14 protein-coding genes are annotated in these 17,813 nt (G+C 39.3%); 2 read left to right on the top strand and 12 right to left on the bottom strand.

Annotated features, from left to right (window positions below; translation table 11 throughout):
• Positions 1 to 92 precede the first annotated feature (92 nt).
• From addA to MKY08_RS03090, 4 genes are all read right to left on the bottom strand, one after another.
• Entirely contained in the window at positions 93 to 3,806 is a 3,714-nt protein-coding gene (addA, locus tag MKY08_RS03105) for a helicase-exonuclease AddAB subunit AddA (protein WP_069510596.1), read from the bottom strand.
• 1 nt (position 3,807) lies between these two features.
• Entirely contained in the window at positions 3,808 to 7,317 is a 3,510-nt protein-coding gene (gene addB, locus MKY08_RS03100) for a helicase-exonuclease AddAB subunit AddB (RefSeq protein ID WP_069510599.1), read from the bottom strand.
• 167 nt (positions 7,318 to 7,484) lie between these two features.
• Entirely contained in the window at positions 7,485 to 8,108 is a 624-nt protein-coding gene (locus MKY08_RS03095; RefSeq protein ID WP_081327904.1) for a TVP38/TMEM64 family protein, read from the bottom strand.
• 11 nt (positions 8,109 to 8,119) lie between these two features.
• Positions 8,120 to 8,671 carry an XRE family transcriptional regulator gene (locus MKY08_RS03090; RefSeq protein WP_069510603.1) on the bottom strand — a complete coding sequence of 184 codons (552 nt, stop codon included), beginning with the start codon at positions 8,669 to 8,671 and terminating at the stop codon, positions 8,120 to 8,122.
• Between the two features lie 125 nt (positions 8,672 to 8,796).
• Between MKY08_RS03090 and MKY08_RS03085 the strand changes: the two genes are divergently transcribed.
• Positions 8,797 to 9,528 carry an AzlC family ABC transporter permease gene (locus MKY08_RS03085; RefSeq protein WP_069510605.1) on the top strand — a complete coding sequence of 244 codons (732 nt, stop codon included), beginning with the start codon at positions 8,797 to 8,799 and terminating at the stop codon, positions 9,526 to 9,528.
• Positions 9,525 to 9,851, top strand: coding sequence for an AzlD domain-containing protein (locus MKY08_RS03080; RefSeq protein WP_024362507.1), 327 nt, complete (start codon positions 9,525 to 9,527; stop codon positions 9,849 to 9,851). The genes MKY08_RS03085 and MKY08_RS03080 overlap by 4 nt, the downstream gene beginning before the upstream one ends.
• 158 nt (positions 9,852 to 10,009) lie before the next feature.
• Here the strand turns inward: MKY08_RS03080 and MKY08_RS03075 are convergent, their stop codons facing one another.
• The 8 genes from MKY08_RS03075 to ftsE form a co-directional block, all read right to left on the bottom strand.
• Positions 10,010 to 10,234 carry a DUF2198 family protein gene (locus MKY08_RS03075; protein WP_024362506.1) on the bottom strand — a complete coding sequence of 75 codons (225 nt, stop codon included), beginning with the start codon at positions 10,232 to 10,234 and terminating at the stop codon, positions 10,010 to 10,012.
• Positions 10,234 to 11,415: a PDZ domain-containing protein gene (locus MKY08_RS03070; RefSeq protein ID WP_069510607.1), complete on the bottom strand. Its 1,182-nt coding sequence runs from the start codon at positions 11,413 to 11,415 to the stop codon at positions 10,234 to 10,236. Before MKY08_RS03070 ends, MKY08_RS03075 begins: the two co-directional genes overlap by 1 nt.
• 124 nt (positions 11,416 to 11,539) lie before the next feature.
• The gene (locus MKY08_RS03065) at positions 11,540 to 12,988 is read right to left on the bottom strand and encodes a S41 family peptidase (protein WP_069510609.1); all 1,449 of its coding nucleotides are present in this window, start codon (positions 12,986 to 12,988) and stop codon (positions 11,540 to 11,542) included.
• 250 nt (positions 12,989 to 13,238) lie between these two features.
• A complete protein-coding gene (locus MKY08_RS03060; protein WP_069510611.1) occupies positions 13,239 to 13,826 on the bottom strand; it encodes a redoxin domain-containing protein in 588 nt (195 codons plus the stop codon).
• Positions 13,823 to 14,443, bottom strand: a complete 621-nt coding sequence (locus tag MKY08_RS03055) for a hypothetical protein (RefSeq protein ID WP_069510612.1) — start codon at positions 14,441 to 14,443, stop codon at positions 13,823 to 13,825. The genes MKY08_RS03060 and MKY08_RS03055 overlap by 4 nt, the downstream gene beginning before the upstream one ends.
• Before the next feature lie 260 nt (positions 14,444 to 14,703).
• Positions 14,704 to 16,005, bottom strand: coding sequence for a peptidoglycan DD-metalloendopeptidase family protein (locus MKY08_RS03050; RefSeq protein ID WP_069510613.1), 1,302 nt, complete (start codon positions 16,003 to 16,005; stop codon positions 14,704 to 14,706).
• Between the two features lie 185 nt (positions 16,006 to 16,190).
• Positions 16,191 to 17,075, bottom strand: a complete 885-nt coding sequence (gene ftsX, locus MKY08_RS03045; RefSeq protein ID WP_025218659.1) for a permease-like cell division protein FtsX — start codon at positions 17,073 to 17,075, stop codon at positions 16,191 to 16,193.
• Positions 17,065 to 17,751 (bottom strand): cell division ATP-binding protein FtsE, encoded by a 687-nt coding sequence (gene ftsE, locus MKY08_RS03040; protein ID WP_069510615.1) that lies wholly within the window; start codon positions 17,749 to 17,751, stop codon positions 17,065 to 17,067. The genes ftsX and ftsE overlap by 11 nt, the downstream gene beginning before the upstream one ends.
• Between the last annotated feature and the right edge of the window lie 62 nt (positions 17,752 to 17,813).

Below are 17,813 nucleotides of genomic sequence, written 5' to 3'. Positions count from 1 at the left end.
TCGATCAAGCTTACTTTCCACGCAGAAGTTTGCCTATTGTTGTTAACGTTGCTGAAAGGAATACTTAATTTTACAGGCAAAGGATAGTGACCCTACGCATAAATCGCCTGCTCAATATCAAATAAGTACAACACTTTCTCATATACTTGTATGTGTAAAATCGACTCAAGTGCCTCGCTATAAACACGTAGTTGCACCCCATAGCGACCTAAAAGTTCCTTCGATAACGCCGGTTCCTCTGCAAATTGCCGCCCAATGCGGTCGGTTTTATAATCGAGTAATATCCAGTTACCGTAGACATCCTCAAACAAGCAATCGACAATCCCTTGCACAATTTGAGCGTCGCCATCCTCATCTACGCGGCTTATCGTAAATGGCATTTCTCTTCGAATTTGCTTTGCATTTTTAAAACGTTGGCCAATATCGGTTGTAAAGAAACGGTAAATTTTCTCACACGGAACAATCTTGCTCTCTGCCTCGGTTAGCAGTTGTTTTACCACTAACTCAGTGACAAATTGCTCCACTTCTTGCACTGTACTAAAGCCACATTGCGGTACATGTTGCATGACCGTATGAATGGCTGTCCCCATTTCCGCACCTGTCAGCTGCTTATCCTGTAAAAAGGTTGGTCTTGGGGCAATTGTAGCCTTGTCCTTTTTAGGAGCGGTAAAATAGTATTCTGGCTCCTCTAGACGTTGTAAGCTTTCTAGACGTTTAATTTCACTAACAGATGTTTTCGAACGTTTCTGTGTCGATTTTTGGTATGCATATTGGGCTTGGAAGCGAGCTGTAATTTCTGCAAGCAGAGCTGCGTCCTCTGGCGTTGCGAGCATCTGTTGCACGTCTTCATCTAACGCTTGCGTTTCATACATAAAATGATGTGTTGAAATGGCTCTTACCCACCAATGCGAGCTATCTTGTCTTGCTTTATACGAAGAACTTGTAATAGCTGCAAAATCAGCATGTCTCGCAACAGCTGGCCCAACCCAGTCAAAATAACTATTTGCACGTGCACGTAAATAATCTTGCAAAGGAGCATCCACAGGCAAGTTTTGCGCGTCCTGCCAAGAATCAAGTGTTTTACTCCAATTTTTTACGGAGCCAATTAAAATAAGTCGTTCCTTTGCACGCGTCATTGCTACGTACAACACCCGCATTTCTTCGGCTCTCATCTCCAGCTCCTTTTTCTCCTTCATCGCTAGAAATGGTAAAGAAGTATAGGTAATCCGATTGTCAGGGTCAATTGCTTTAACTGCAAGCCCATAATCTTGGTCAAATAAATATGGATTGTGGAAGTCCATTTTGTTAAAAGGTCGTCCCATTCCTGCAACAAAAACAACGGGATACTCTAAACCTTTGGATGAGTGAATTGTAACAAGTCTTACTACATCGTCTTTTTCACCAATCGACTTTGCTGTTCCTAAATCATCGCCACGCGTTCGCATTCTATCTATAAAGCGTAAAAAGCGGAACAGTCCTCGAAACGCCGTCTTTTCATACATTAATGCTCGATCATGTAAAATGCGTAAATTTGCCTGTCGTTGTTTACCATTCGGCATGGCACCAACCATTTCATAATAATGAGTATCCAAGTAAATTTTCCAAATTAAATCCGACAAAGAGCCACGACGTGCTAAATCTCGCCAGTTTTCAAATGCCAGCATAAAACGTTGAAGCTTCTCAAATGTTTCGGATTGCACACCATGTCCTTCACTGCGTATAAATTGCCTTAATGCATCATAAAACGGTGTTTTAGTATCTGCTAAACGAATTTTAGCGAGCTCATTTTCTGTTAAGCCAACAAATGGTGCACGTAATACAGAAGCTAATGGTATATCTTGATATGGGTTATCGACAACTTTTAGTGTGTTCAGCATAATCATTACTTCTAAGGCATCGAAATAACCTTTAGATGACTCTGCATAAAGAGGAATGCCAGCTAACTTAAATTCCTCTACCAAATCTGTAGACCACGTCATAGAGCGCATTAAAATGACAATATCACTGTATTTTAAAGGACGTTCTGTTGCCGTTTTCGTATCGTATACCGTTGTCCCCTCTTCCATCAATTGTCGAATGCGATCAATTATAAAACGTGCCTCATATTGTGATTTCTTCAGCTCCTCCAGCTCCGATGCTTCACTCGTATTTTCTTCCATTTCTTCATCCTCTGCCTGTTCCTCTGGCGGATGTAAAATCACGAGCTCAACAGGTACCTCTTTCGCATCATACGGAGCTGCTGGCTTCAATGAAGCATTGTCATCATACTGTATTTCACCGACACGTTCATCCATAATTTGTGCAAACACAAAATTGGTTGCGTTTAAAACTTCACTACGACTACGGAAATTGGCATTCAAATCAATACGCATCCCCGTCGTATCAGGATTTTCTACAAACTCCCCATACTTTCGCATAAACAGTTTTGGTTCTGCTAAACGGAAGCGATAGATACTTTGTTTTACGTCACCAACCATAAAAAGGTTGCCATCGTGCTCATCGCCTAGCTTGACTAATTGTAAAATGGTTTCTTGTAGCATATTCGTATCTTGGTATTCATCCACCAGCACTTCTTTAAAACGTTTTTTTAAATCGAACGCAACAGGCGATGGTTGTAATTCTCCCTCTACCTCTTCGGTTAAAATTTGCAGGGCATAATGCTCTAAGTCGGAGAAATCGATAATACCTCGCTCTAACTTCGCAAGACGGAATTGCTGGCTAAAAATAGACGTCAAGTCAACTAATGTTGCAATCGTTGGCGCCATCAGTGTAATTTCTTCCAACAAACGTGCAGGTGTACGAACAAAATAAGTATCTTTCAACTTATTCATTATTTTTTTAGCAGCTTCACGCTTTTTCTTTGCTAGCTCTTGAAGCTCCACATCGACTAAAGCATCCTTTGATACACGTTTTAATGTCGACCACTTCACTGTTGAAAAATAATCAAATAGCTGTTGCCATGTGCCTTCTTGACTGATGCGAATCCCTTCCTGAATCATTGCAAAATCAATTTCAGCGGTTTCAGCATATGGAGCTGGTCCATCTGGCTGAAGCGTTATCTCACGCATTTCAGAAATGAGAACAAATGCTTCTTCAAGGCTATGTTTTACAGTTAACTTTACATATTTAGATAAATCTAAATCATCTATTGTCACATCGTCCGCTAGCTGATAGGTTTCTGGTAAGCTCGTTAACCATTTTTGTGGTTCAGCATGTACACGCGACGTATCATAAAGCTTACTTATTAATGTTTCAATCGCTTGATCATCACGATCTGATGTAAAACTATCGACAAGTTGATAGATTGCATGAATTCGTGCTTCGTCATCTGTATCATAGGCAGATTCTAGCACTTCAGCTAATATATCATCTCGGAGCAAGGCGATTTCTGCCTCATTAGCAATTCGAAAACCTGGGTCTATATCGAGCAAATAAGCATACTGCTTAACAAGCGCTAAACAAAAGGAATGCAATGTCGAGATTTGCGCTTTATTGACTAGGCTTAACTGACGTCGTAAATGGCTCGACGTCGGATTTGCTGCAATTGCTTTTTCAAGCGCCTCTGCCATACGATGACGCATTTCAGCTGCGGAAGCATTCGTAAACGTTACGACAAGAAGTTCATCCACATTTATTGGATTTTCTGTTGCCACAACCTTTTCAATCATGCGATTAATCAGGACCGCCGTTTTACCAGAGCCTGCAGCTGCTGAAACAAGCGTATCTTGCCCACTTGCATAAATCGCTTTCCACTGATCATCAGTCCAAGTGACATTCGTTGGCTTGACAGGTATTTGCTGCATCATGTTAGTTCATCTCCTTGCGAATTTTTTCGACAACTTCTACTGGCTTTACTTGCGGTAGCTGACGATAACTTTGTTTGCCATCAGATGGGTCAAATTGGCATACTGCTGCAAATTGACAGTAATCACACGCTGTTTTTGCTTTTAGCTTATAAGGGCTTATAGCCGTATCTCCTGCTAAAATGCCGTTGCCAGCCTCTTGATGCTTACGGCGTACAAAATGCTGGAGATTTTTCATATCATTAACAGGCACGATGCGTGATTGTGATTCAGAAGGGGTACCATCCTTTTTCATATAAACCGGAATAATTTGTGAATGCCCGCTCGATTCCTCAAGCTGTTCATCCATCGAGTAAATAGCCTCAGGATTTTCAGTTAAAAGTCCCTTCATTTTGTATTGCTTTAACCGATCTTCTTCAACTTCACTATCACTCAAATCCTTATCCAGTTTTAACATCGGATTATGGACGTGGACATAAAGCACGCCTGCAGGCTCTGCATCGCCAGATAACCAAAAGGATGCATTCTCCATCGCTACATCTAGATACGTTAGCACCTGCAATGATAGGCCATGATACACTTCATTTAAATCTAAGTCACGGGCAGACGATTTATAGTCGACTATTCGTAAATACGAGCGATCATCAATTGATGCACTATCCACACGGTCAATACGACCTCGCATGTACATTTTTTTGCCACCTTGCAAATCAATTTCCAATGGCGGTAGCTGTTCATGCTGCCCTGGCCCGAACGATGCTTCAATAGCAATTGGTTTAAAGTGTGACACATTGGCATGCTGTGTCAGTGCCATCATCGTGCGCTCGACAATGCGAATCAACTTGCGTTGAATATAACGATAACGCGCACTAGATAATAAAATTTGGTGAGAGAAAACGGGCACAATTTGCTCTACTGCCTGTCGTGCAAGCTGTTGAATTTGCTGTTTTGACAAACGAATCCACGACAGTTGTAAACGGTGCGTCTCTTCAGTAATCCATTTCAATGCTTCATGGAACAAATCACCCATCGCAAATGTCTCTAAACGGTATTCTGCTCGTTCCTCTAAACGAAGCCCATACGTCGTGAAATGAGAAAACGGACAACGGAAGTATTTTTCTATACGTGACACACTTGAAGTAAGCTTGCGACCATATAATTCTTGTGTAATATAACCTTCTAGCGGTTCTGCCTCATTTTTATGTGTCATTGGATACATCAGGCGACGTAAAATTAATGCCCAGTATGGATCTTGTTCATAATATTTTTGTAAAGCAACCCACTCTGGTGCAAGTTCACGACTATGCTCCGCTTGCCTTAATTGCAGCATTAAATGAGCTAACGCTGTACGAGGATGGCGTATATAAGGCAATACATTATCATCAAGTAATTCTATCGGGTCAATGACAACTCGCTCGACGTTTACCCCACTTAAAAGACCTGCCGTTTTTTCATTTCCTATAATTTTCTTTATATATAACGAGGATATTAAAGCTTTTCCCTCTTCATCTGACGTTGGATAAGTCATATAAAGCTTGTCAGATGGCGTAGTTATTGCACGATACAGTAAAAAGTTTTCCTGTAATAGTCGATTTTTAGAAGTCGGTGCTAATTCATAGCCAATATGGGTAAACCATTCACGTTCTACATCAGACAATAGACCTTCATAATCTAGACGTGTAGGATAGACACCATCGTTCATTCCTAGAACAAAGGCAACCTTTATGTGCGACAGGCGAGCTAAATCCACCGTTGCCACCATCACTTCATCTAAAGTGGGTGGAATACGAGCGAATTCTAATGTATCAAAACCTTCATCTAAAATCTTTGCCGCTTCCTGTACCGACATTTCTTGCTCGCCAAACATATAAACAAACTGATCGAGTACGGCGATCCATTCTTTCCACGCTTGATCATGCTCACTAGCTGCTAACGCCTCTCCTCTATCCAATTCACGATCTTTCATGATTTGAAGCTTGTCATATACTTGTACTTCTTCTACTAGCTCAAATAACGCTGTTGCCACATCTCTACCCGTTTTCGCTAGTATAAGCTTGTCCTGTAACGCTTTTAATGGTGTGCGAATTTCATCGCGAATAGCCTCGATTTCTGTCTGCATCGCACGTTCTTCATCTGTTTGCACACGAGAATGGAATTCAAGCCCTCGATATTTTTTATAAAACCAACGACCTTCGTCAAACCAACGCTCTCCGTAAATCCCTTGCGCTAAACAGTAATTTTCTAGACGGTCGGCACGTTCACGCCAAACACTGTTTTCAGCATGTAATGGGAAAAATAAATCTGTTTTCACACTTCTGAAAAGCGGTTCATATTTCCAATTTGAAGTAATAACCTCCAATGCCGATCGACTAAATTCAATTAACGGATGGTGAAGCATCGTTTTTTTTGTATTCACAAAAATAGGGATGTCGTATTGTTGAAAAATTGTTGAAATTAGCGGATCGTATACATCTGCTTGTCTATAAAGCAGCACTATATCTTGATAACGATAGCCCTCCTGCCTTGTCAGCTTCGTTATTTCCCGGGCAATGGCATGGATTTCAGCCCGGCGATTTGAGGCTTCAAAAACTTTCACATCACCTGTGGATTTTTCTGTTTGTGGCACCATATCCGCAAATGTTGCTTCTACATGCTGTAAGTCTTTTGACTGAAATCGATGGGTTTTGATAAAATGCAACGGTGCTTCGACTTCAATGCCATTGTCATATGCTATATCATGCAAGCGTTGACTTGTAGTTGCCGCTTCATTGAATAATGCCTGCTCATCTTTGGATTCTTCCATATCATCATACGGTAGCACAACCGTTACTTGCTTCGTCACCTTTAGTAATTCTTTTACAAGCTCTAGCTCTCTTACAGTAAAGGCAGTAAAGCCATCTATATAAATTGTTGCCTGTTGCATCGTCTCAGAAAATTTTAAGTGCTCGGTTAAAATCGGATAATAGCCTTCACTATCGACATAAGTTGTGCCGAGTCGAGCTTCTAATGCTTGTAAAACAATGTATAAATCATTGATTTTCGCCTGTAGTGTATGAGGTGCATCAATCGCCTTTAAAGAAGCCGTTACATCACCTAAAACCGAACTGTTCACACTATAACGGCTAAATTCGCGTAACAACGTTTCAATTTCCTCTGTAAAGCCACGCTTACCAGCTGCTTGTCGAAACAACGAGAAATCACGCTTCTGCTCTTCTAGTAATTTTCGAATAAGCATTCGGTAACCATAACCATTTACTTCTTGGCGAGCAATACCACCTGTTTCTTGTAGGACAAGCCAAGCTAAGCGTTTAAACGTCATCACTTGTGCACGTATAAGCCCGTGCAAGCCATGTCTATTTGTCAGTTCATATTCAGTTGAATAAGACATTTGGTCAGGGACAATGATAAAAATAGGGTGACCTAATGGATCGGTATTTAATTGTTCGACTATTTCTCTATGAATATAAGCCGATTTTCCGGTACCTGCACGTCCTGATACAATTCGTAATGTCATTCACGCTTCCCCCTATTCATTTAAAAATTTTATTCTATCTTCAGAAAATCGCAACACGCGTTTCACTAGTAATCACTATTATAAAAGTCTATAGAAATGAAGTAAAAAGCCCCTTCTACCATTTTACATGATACAAGGGACCGCATGTGCACATTCAGCCTAGAAGATTATTCATTTTTCGTCATTTTTCGCACACGCTTCAAATCTCTTTCTACACGAGCATTCAATCGCTTCTCCATTAGCTTGCCAATCCACCATAGCAAAACGATAGCTACTCCCGCACTAATTAGTCGTACCGGACTCGTGATAAGCGATTTTAAATCATAGCCCAATACACTCATGCCAAAAATCATAACGAATTTTCCGGCTAATAAAACAGTTAGATAGTATTTTTTATGAATATGTGATAAGCCCGCTACTATATTCACTATTACAGAAGGCGTAAACGGAAAGCACAGTAAGACAAACAATGGGCTAATACCATTCATATCCACCCATTTAATAAACTTCTGTACTTTTTTACTGCTTGTTACAAAACGGAGCTTCGGATGTTTTCCAAAGTGACGGACAAGTAAAAACACAGCATATGAACCAGCTACTGAACCTAACCACGATAACAAAAACCCTATCCATAATCCAAATGCACTCGCATTCGCCACGACGAACACAACCAATGGTAAAAAAGGTAAAAACGCTTCTAAAAAGGGCAGTAATATACCCATTATTGGTCCAAGAGTTCGATATTGTGCCGCAATATGTTCCATATTTTCTACAGTAAACCATTCATTCACTATTGCCACCTCTATTTATATTGCAAGATTACATGTAAAACCGTAAGTTCTTCTGATACATTTTGATATTCATGTGCTTGATGTCCGGAAAATACCAATGTTTCCCCTTCAGTTATCGTTTCATGCATAACCCCAGCCGAAATAACAGCTTGTCCATGAATCACTGTTACCGTTTCTTCTACCCCTTCTGTATGGGCTTCACTCCTACTCCTTGCACCTGGCTCCATTTCCACTTTATAAAATTCCCACCCTCGTTCAGGATCATAAGGAATTATGGAATAGACTCGATAACGCCCCTCGTCTTCATCGACATGTGGTGCATTTTTACTGCTAAATTTCATAAAATGGGCAATCGGCGGCTGTAAAAGAGATGAAAAAGAGATGCGTAAACCAGCAGCTATTTTCCAAATCGTTGAAACAGTAGGATTTGCTTCGCCTTTTTCAATTTGAGCAAGCTGTGCCTTACTAACCCCCGTTGCTTTCGCTACATCATCTAAACTTACACTGCGTTGCTGCCGTATTTTCTTTAATTGGAAAGCTAAATTTCGACTCATTTGTTCCATTACGACTCACCATTTCCTGTTGTTTATTTTATCAGACATATGTATACTTTAATAAACATGTGTGAATGTTCTAACTATTTCATTTTAAGTATACATGGAAATTTTTTTGAAAGGATGACCTTTTTATGACAAGCACAACAGATCTTCATAATGAACCAACAACCGCTTCAGAAGATAGCTTTATACAAGGAGTTAAAGATTGTGTACCTACTTTACTCGGTTATATTAGTATAGGACTGGCGTTCGGGGTTGTAGGTTCCGCGTCTGGCCTATCTTTAGTAGAAATTGCTTTATTGACAATACTCGTTTATGCAGGGTCTGCACAGTTTATTTTTTGTGCACTCTTGTTAACAAGCAGCCCTACCTCTGCTATCATTGTAACCATTTTTGTCGTAAATCTACGTCACTTATTAATGAGTTTAACATTAGCTCCACATTTTACGCGCTATTCTATGCTTCGTAATGTTGGATTCGGTACATTATTAACGGACGAAACGTTTGGGGTGGCCGTAACGAAACAAATGCAAAACGGTAAATTATATGGTCGATGGATGGATGGTCTAAATATAACTGCGTATGCATTTTGGATTTTATCTTGTATTGCAGGTGCCTTTCTAGGACAATGGGTGGCTAATCCTGAAAAGTGGGGCTTAGACTTTGCACTAATTGCCATGTTTATTGCTTTACTTGTGCTACAACTTAGTAGCGTTGGCAAACATAAAATTATGCATTACCTGATGTTAATTGGCTATATGGTTGTTATGATGTATGGCTTATCATACGTCGTTCCTTCGCATTTAGCCGTGCTTCTTGCCACTGTTATCGTAGCAACGATTGGGGTGGTGACAGATAAATGACGACAACAGCTTCGATGGTGTGGCTAATCATTGGTTGCGCACTAGTAACTTGGTTACCACGCATTATTCCATTTATGTTTGTACGTAGTGTGAAGCTACCCGATGTTGTTTTAAAATGGCTAAGCTTCATTCCTGTTTGTATTCTTAGTGCCCTTGTCATTGAAAATTTATTAGATACTGAAAGCAAAAATTTCGTGACATTGGATTGGCCCGTCTTTATTACGTTTGTGCCTACTCTTATCATTGCACTTGTCACAAAAAGCTTATCGATTACAGTTGTTGCAGGTGTTATTATCATGGCATCCGTAAGATTCTTCATGTAAAATGTTTGCCTTTTCACTATAAAAAATCCGCTTTGACGCTTGCGAAAATAGCACAAGAGGTAAGACGAAACCACCCACTTTAGGAAAGTTACGTCTTACACAGTGCCCGCAAAATCGAGGCGGATTTTTTAATAGTGAAGGCAGCAATACAGCCCTCCTTATTTTTTGTGCATTTTGCTCGCTAGCCAAAAGCCAAGTGTTAACGAAAAAGCATCCACAACAAAAATAATAGGTGGGGAAGTATAACCTGCATATACTGAAGCGGCAATAAGCGCAATAGCCAAACTTAACGCTACATAGCGGTTATACGTAATACGAGTAAACAATAACACGAGTAATGCTGGTAAAAATAATGCAAGCATCATTTTCCCATATAAATCGATCATAATTCTCTCGGCTCCGCCAACAATAAACCAATTCGATAATGGTCATTGCTGTAAATAACATGCTGCGTTAGGCGAATTTCATTATTACGATCTAACACCTCTAAACGACAATGTGCAGCATTTAATTGTAAAGCTTCGTATAACTCAACTTCAGTCGTAATTGAGTGTCCGTTTACTTTACGAATACATTCCCCTGCAAGTAAGCCCATTTTTTCTGCTGGCGAATCAGGCAGCACAGCAGCGATTACCGCACCCTTTGTACTTGGTGCAACCGCATATGACTCGGTCTTATCTTGCCAAGCATAATAAACTGCAATAATAATCCGAATCAATACCCCTAACGCTAACGTTATAAAGCCAATTAACGGTTCAAAATATGATGCAAGTCCACCTATTAAAATCAGCTGTCCTAACAATAAGACAGAGCGTCCTATTTTCGGCAACTGAACAACAGGCAATTCTTTCCTTAGCAATTTTGAAAAACCGATAACGACTGGGAATAATACGAGTGCAAAGTGACTATCGCCCAGTGTAAATTGCGGCCAATAAGGAATTGCTGATGGAATACTATTACCTGGTATGATAAAAAATATAGGTAATACCCAAACATTCCTTGTACGATATACGATAGCTTGCATTCCTCGCTTCGTATTTTCAATTCTAGGCGTTATTACTTGTTTAGCAGTACGACGAATTAACATCCCTTCCACTATTACACTTAGACCTGTTAAAATCGTAATTGTCACAATAGCCCCTTCTAATAAATCGATGCCTTCCAACGAAATCTTCCACCAGGAGAACGACCAGTTGTACTGGTACATTGCCCATAATGCTAACGTTGCGATTGCCATTGTGTAAATGGGTGACAATACATTAATGAAAAACAACAAGAGACCAAGGAAAGATATAGCGGTTAAAATCAATAAGTATACTTTGGGTACTGTCAGCCCGACACCTAGACTTATTAGTGAAATAACTACGGCATAAGGCCATCCTCGTTTCCATTGCCCTATCAGCTCGGTCCAACCCCAAATAATACGTCTGTTAAAAAATTTACGCTCTTGCTTTACACGTCTATACCCTAAAAAGACAGCAACTACTATTGCAATATAAACTACTGGGTTCAGTAAAAAGCGGCCAATCGCTGTTACAATTTCTATTAATATATTACTAACCATACGAACACCCGCCGTTTCTATCATGAATACTATGCATTCATTGTATCAAACGACTACTGTCTTGCGTAGTAGTAACTGGTAGAAAGCTTGGTATTTCCCATCATTTTTATTAGATTGAGTATTTCTATTGTTCGATATTGTGCAGCAGGAAGCTCGTCGCCATTTGGAATTGTAAGTCATTTTGACGATCTTCTTTATAAGCTTTTAACGTACCATTTAAACTATTGAAAAAGGTAGAATCGACGTACATATCATTGTCAGGCTGTGCTAATTTTTGTTGCTCACGATAAAGTTTTACTGCCTCTTGTGTAGTCTCATCTAGATAACCATCTAATCGGTCAATCTGATAACCTAGCTTTTGCAAGGCTTTTTGCGTATAAGCAATTTCTTCGCTCATATCGCCTACTTTGAATTGCCCTGTTAGCGGATGCAATTGGAATGCAAATAATTCATTTTGTTCAATCACTAATCCAGCTTCAATTCCCTTCCCATGAATCCATTCACGTTTTGGCGTCAGCCATTTATTTGTTGATAGCTTCAGTTCTCCCCCATTTGCTAAAGACCAAGATTCCTGTACTGTGCCTTTACCAAAGCTTTTAACACCGACAATGGAAGCGCGATTCCAGCCTTTTAACGCACCACTCAGCACTTCACTAGCAGATGCACTTCCGCCATTTTGAATAATAACAATCGGAATCTTATTCATCGTACTTAAATATTTTTCATCAAAGCTTTTCGATTCAGTTTTTAATGGTTCCATGGCACCTTCTGCATTTTGCATATAGGCAAATACTTTGCCATTTTCCAATAGTGTACTTAGTAGCGCTGCGACGCTATGTAAATAGCCTCCAGGATTATCACGAACATCAACAACGAGCCCTTCTATATCTTTGCGTAGTAATTTACTCGTTTCTGTCACCCATTCATTTGCTGTCTTCTCACCAAATAACGAGATTTGAATATAGCCTATTGGCGTATCCTCAATCTTGACTACCTCACTCGTTACTGTTTTATTGGAAATTGCAGCACGTTCCATCGTCATTTTAATATGTTTATCCTCGCTAGGACGATAGACAACAATTGTAAGCTTTGTTCCTTTTTCTCCTTGAATCAAATGCATTAATTCACTCATTGTTTTGCCATCTACTTTTACCCCATCAACTTGTACAATTTCATCAAGAGAGCGCATCCCAGCCTTTTCTGCTGGAGACGAACGAACAGGTGATACGACAATGAACTTCCCTTTATTTTCTGTCAGTTCAATACCAATACCAACACGTTCTTCTGCTAGCATTTGTCGATGTTGCTCGGCCTCTTCCTTCGTGTAATACGTACTATACGGGTCCTTAATGGCATCAGCCATACCGCGCAGAGCCCCTTCTACTAATTCGTCTTTTTTAGTACTATACACAGATTTTTTTTCGATTAATTGTAATGCTTCATTAATCGAATCAACCTCCGTCACTTGCACTTTTTTCTCTGCTCCATCTCCATCAAACCAGTCAAAATAAAATCCACTACCTATCAATAAACTGCTGACAAGTACGCCGACTCCTGCCGTAATTTTGCGCAAACCTTCCCTCCTCTGTCTCTTTACTGTATGAATTATATTTTTCAAACATACAAAATAATGTTTTGGTTTTCAGAATTGTTTAGGTGTCTGGCACTAATTGTTTGGGTGTCTGGCACCCAAACAATAAAAAAACACGAAGATTTCTACGGTCACAACGGAAGCCGCAGAATTCTTCGTGGATTTTACTTAGCTATTTTGAATAATCTTCTGACAAAATTCAGAATTGTTTGGGTGTCTGGCACGCAAATACTTAATCTAATGCATTTACAGTGTTTTTTAACATCTCTAAATTCATCGGGCCCTCTATCGCTTGCTGAATCGTACCCGTTGAATCAATAAAATACGTTGTAGGAATCGTTATGACTTGATATTCTGAACCAGCCGCATTTTCTGGATCCAATAAAATAGGAAATGTCAGTTCAAAGCCATCTCTAAATGTCATGACTGTATCAATTTTAGCATCGGCTGTGACATCTCGTTCAGCTGATGTTAAGTTGACAGCTAATATTTCAACATTATCTTCCTTAGCATATTGGTCATAATAATTTTGCATATGCGGCATTTCAGCTTTACAAGGTGGACACCATGTTGCCCAAAAATTGAGTACAACTTTTTTTCCACGTAATTCACTTAACGTCACTTCTTCACCATCTAAGTTTGTTAATGTGAAATCTGGCGGTATATCACCCTTATTTAACCCAACTGTGCGTTCTTCTACTTCTTTACCAAGGGATGCAGATTCAATTTCGCGCTCTTTATCAATTTGCTGTTTAACATATGTACCAATCATCGCAGCTATTAGCAACACGACAATAAGTAACCCAATATTTTTTTTCATTCTTTTCCTCCCATTCGTTGAATTCCTATACCTAATAGAAGTAATAGGAAGCTTACTCCAACAGCCGGTTGCCAAAAGCCAAGTGGCTGTAATGCGGCTACGATACTATAGCCAACTGTATACAGGTATAACGCTGTCTTAGTTGTTGGCACTTTCCATAATATGAAAATCGTTAGCACGCTTAGCACTACTAAAGTGATGAGTTCGCTTTGAAGTGGATTGTCATTCAATAATACCACGAACCATTGGTAAATGGATTGCGTTAACATAATTGCCCAACCACTCGCCATGATACCCTCATTATCAAATTGTAGCTGTTGACGCTTCCGCCAAAATTGTAACAGTATAGCAGCTACCCCTAATAGCACACCAACTGTTCCGCCGTTAAAGTAAAGAAGTGCTAGCGGTTGATTAATGACAGATTGAAAGTCCGTAATAATAAGACTAAACTTCCAAACGAGTATAAAAGTAAAGATGGCATCCCCGTATACCCCTGACCATATTTTCGGGAATTGTATTCGCAAAATAAGCCATACGATGAAAAATGCTAGTAATAAAGCGATAGCTGTTGCTGGTAATGTTAATGCACGAATTGAAAACCACTCAGTATTGATCACCTAAACAAATCCTCCATCAATATAGATTCTTTTAGAATAGCATAGATGCTTTTACGAAAACTGTTATTTCACACTGTGTTCAAAAAAACTACTAATGGATATATAGAATGCAAATTTTAATTAGTACTTTATTTTAAAATACCCCATATCGTATTTTATTGCAATGAACAGATGAAATTCCGTCCACTTTTTTCGGACAAAGTTGACGCAAATAAAAAAGAGAGCCGCCTTAAACATAAGACGACTCTCTTAATTCATTATTATAATGGAATATATTTTAATGGGTTCACACTACCAACAGCTTGTCCTTGCCAAGAGCCAATATGAATTTCAAAATGCAAGTGCGGGCCAGTAGAACGACCTGTACTACCCATTGCTGCAATTTGCTGTCCTTGGTTTACTACGTCCCCTACACTAACGTTAAAAGCACTTAGATGTGCATAAACCGTTGTATAAATTTGTCCATCGATAGAGTGCGTTAAAATGACAACATTTCCGTAAGAGCTAAGTGGTGCTGCATAGGATACAACTCCGTCAGCAGCTGCCCAAATCGGTGTACCTGTTTTGTTGGCAAGGTCAACACCATAATGGAATTCTGGACCGGCTCCAAGGTTACGCCAGCCATACGGTGATGTTAAACGACCATTTGTCGGTTTAATCCAAGTACCTTCTGATGCTGGTGCATTCACCGTAGAACCAGAGCTTGACCCCGAGTTCCCCGCCGCCGCAGCTGCTGCTGCAGCAGCTTTGCGTTTTGCCTCTTGTTGACGAGCAATTTCTGCTAAACGGTTTTGCTCGGAAATGATTTTTTGCTGTAATTCTGCACTAATTTCCAGTGCCTCTGAATACTCTTTTTCAAGTAATACTTTTTCAGACTTTAGTTTCTCTTGTTCTTTTTCTAGCTGATCAACTAATGTGTTTTTCTCTTTTTTCTGTCCATCTAATGATGCTTTTAAACCTTCTAGCTTCGCTTTCTGTTCTTCAAGCTTTTGGCGTTTGCCTTCTAGAACTTGTTTTTGCTCTTCTAGAGTTTGCTTATCTTGTTTTTGATCGCGAATAATTTGACGATCTGCTTCAAGTAATGAATTGACAGCAGAGAAGCGATCGATAAAGTCTACGAAACTATTTGAACCGAGTAGTACATCTAAATAGCTAACTGAGCCCCCAGCTTGAATTGCCCGTGCACGATCTTGTAATAATAAATCACGCTCTTCAATTTTGCGAAGAAGTTCTTCGATAGTTCCTTCCAATGCTTTTATCTCATCATTGGTAGCATTTATTTCAGCCAGTATATTTTTAATATCACTATTTGTTTTGTCGATTTCAGCGTTTAACGCTTGAATTTGATCTAATAGTTTTTGTTGCTTTTCTTTATTTGCATTAATGGCGTTTTCTTTACCACTAATAGAAGAATTCAATTGATTTTTCTTTGTTTCTACTTGTTTTTTCTCTTCTTTTAAATCCGTTAAACTGTTTGCATACGCTGATGGAGTTTGGATAAAAAGAAGTAGTGCAGTTGTTGCTGCAAATGCTTTTATAGAGTTTTTCGCTATACTTTTCATCTAATGGACTCCCCTTCGTTATTTAATTCCCATAAACTTTGCCGTCATAAAAGCCTGTAACTTGTGGTACAAATTTAGCTAAGTTTACGCGTCGGCAGAATCTGCTTTTGAAATCTGTGACATCTTTGGCACCGTTAATATCCGATTTGACCCTACAAAACTAATGACTATTGAAACAAAGGTAGTTAAATTTTTAAAAACTTACGTACAGACATGAAACTTCCCCATATACCAATTAACACACCAATAAGAAGTATCAGAGCGCTCACTTGGTAAACAAGTGGTGAGAAATCTAATAGTTGCACGAGCTCACCTTGTAAACGAGGTGCAATAATTTTATAAACATTGTGGTAAAGTGTTGCGACAACCGCAATCGGAATAATAGAGCCTAAAATTCCAAGCCACATACCTTCTAAAAGGAATGGAATACGCACGAATGAATTTGTTGCCCCTACTAGTTTCATAATTTCTATTTCATCACGACGAGCAATAATCGTAATACGAATCGTATTAGAGATTAAGAAAATCGCAGTGAATAATAACCCTAAAATCAGCACAAGACCCACATTACGACTAATATTTAGGAAGTTGAAAAGTTTTTCTACTTTACCTTCGCCGTACTTAACATCGTATGTATATTCATACTTATTAATTGTCTTTGCAACTTTTGCTGTTTGTTGTGGATCTGCCGCCTTTACATAAATGACATTTCGTAACGGGTTGCTTTGCTCAAAAAGCTTAAAGTCATCCCCAAAATCTTTTACTAACTTTGTCAATTCATCCTCTTTTGTGGAATATGTCATTTCCGCAACATCTGGCAATTTTTTAATCTTAGCTAGTAACGCTTTTTCAGCAGCTTCATCTGCCGTTTCGTCGATTAACACTTTTATTTCAACGTCGTTCTCTAAATCAGATGCAACTTTGTTTAAGTTCATCATAATTAGTGAGAATACACCTACTAATATTAAAGTCACTGTAACTGCGCTGACAGAAGCAATTGTCATCCAGCTATTACGTCCAAGTGATTTAACACTTTCTCGAAAATGGCGTTTTACCGTATTAAATTTCATAGCCGTAGTCACCTCCGTGCTCATCACGGACAATCATACCGCCTTCAATCGCTATAACCCGTCGACGAATAGTGTTCACTATTTCACGGTTATGGGTTGCCATTACGATTGTTGTACCCCGTGCATTAATCTCTTCAAATAAATTCATAATCTCCCAAGATGTCTCGGGATCTAGATTTCCTGTTGGTTCATCTGCAATCACAACTTTTGGTACATTGACAATGGAACGTGCAATGGAGACACGTTGCTGCTCACCACCAGAAAGTTCATTTGGGAACATTCTTGCCTTATGTTTTAAGCCGACAAGATCTAACACTTCCATAACCCGTCGACGAATTTCTACGGGCTCCTCTTCAATTACCTCTAGAGCAAATGCTACGTTCTCATAGACGTTCAATCTTGGTAATAATTTGAAATCTTGGAAAACTACACCAAGTTGACGGCGCAAGAATGGTACCTTTTTATTTTTTAAACTCCCTAAATCAATACCATTAACAGTAATTTCACCTGAAGTTGCTTTTTCCTCACGGTACATTAACTTGATAAATGTCGATTTACCTGCACCACTTGGACCAACAACATAGACAAACTCACCTTGCTTTATATTAACCGAAATGCCATTTGTCGCAACTACACCATTCGGGTACTTCTTTGTCACATTTTTCATTTCTATCATAATTTTTTAAACCACCTAAACCTCTTATATATGTAAGATGTATTCCTTTTTCTATTATAGCA

Origin of the sequence: Lysinibacillus sp. FSL M8-0337, from assembly GCF_038593855.1 — a bacterium.
GTDB classification, from domain to species: domain Bacteria; phylum Bacillota; class Bacilli; order Bacillales_A; family Planococcaceae; genus Lysinibacillus; species Lysinibacillus sphaericus_D.
The sequence above is the reverse complement of the archived record's forward strand: the minus strand, read 5'-3'. Positions and strand labels throughout refer to the sequence as shown.

What these genes read in the sequence shown, in the direction of transcription:
- MKY08_RS03090 (WP_069510603.1), bottom strand. Translation starts at nt 8,671, where the DNA reads ATGGAACAAATGAGTCGAAATTTAGCTTTCCAATTAAAGAAAATACGG.
- ftsE (WP_069510615.1), bottom strand. Translation starts at nt 17,751, where the DNA reads ATGATAGAAATGAAAAATGTGACAAAGAAGTACCCGAATGGTGTAGTT.
- MKY08_RS03060 (WP_069510611.1), bottom strand. Translation starts at nt 13,826, where the DNA reads ATGAAAAAAAATATTGGGTTACTTATTGTCGTGTTGCTAATAGCTGCG.
- MKY08_RS03080 (WP_024362507.1), top strand. Translation starts at nt 9,525, where the DNA reads ATGACGACAACAGCTTCGATGGTGTGGCTAATCATTGGTTGCGCACTA.
- addB (WP_069510599.1), bottom strand. Translation starts at nt 7,317, where the DNA reads ATGACATTACGAATTGTATCAGGACGTGCAGGTACCGGAAAATCGGCT.
- MKY08_RS03050 (WP_069510613.1), bottom strand. Translation starts at nt 16,005, where the DNA reads ATGAAAAGTATAGCGAAAAACTCTATAAAAGCATTTGCAGCAACAACT.
- ftsX (WP_025218659.1), bottom strand. Translation starts at nt 17,075, where the DNA reads ATGAAATTTAATACGGTAAAACGCCATTTTCGAGAAAGTGTTAAATCA.
- addA (WP_069510596.1), bottom strand. Translation starts at nt 3,806, where the DNA reads ATGATGCAGCAAATACCTGTCAAGCCAACGAATGTCACTTGGACTGAT.
- MKY08_RS03085 (WP_069510605.1), top strand. Translation starts at nt 8,797, where the DNA reads ATGACAAGCACAACAGATCTTCATAATGAACCAACAACCGCTTCAGAA.
- MKY08_RS03070 (WP_069510607.1), bottom strand. Translation starts at nt 11,415, where the DNA reads ATGGTTAGTAATATATTAATAGAAATTGTAACAGCGATTGGCCGCTTT.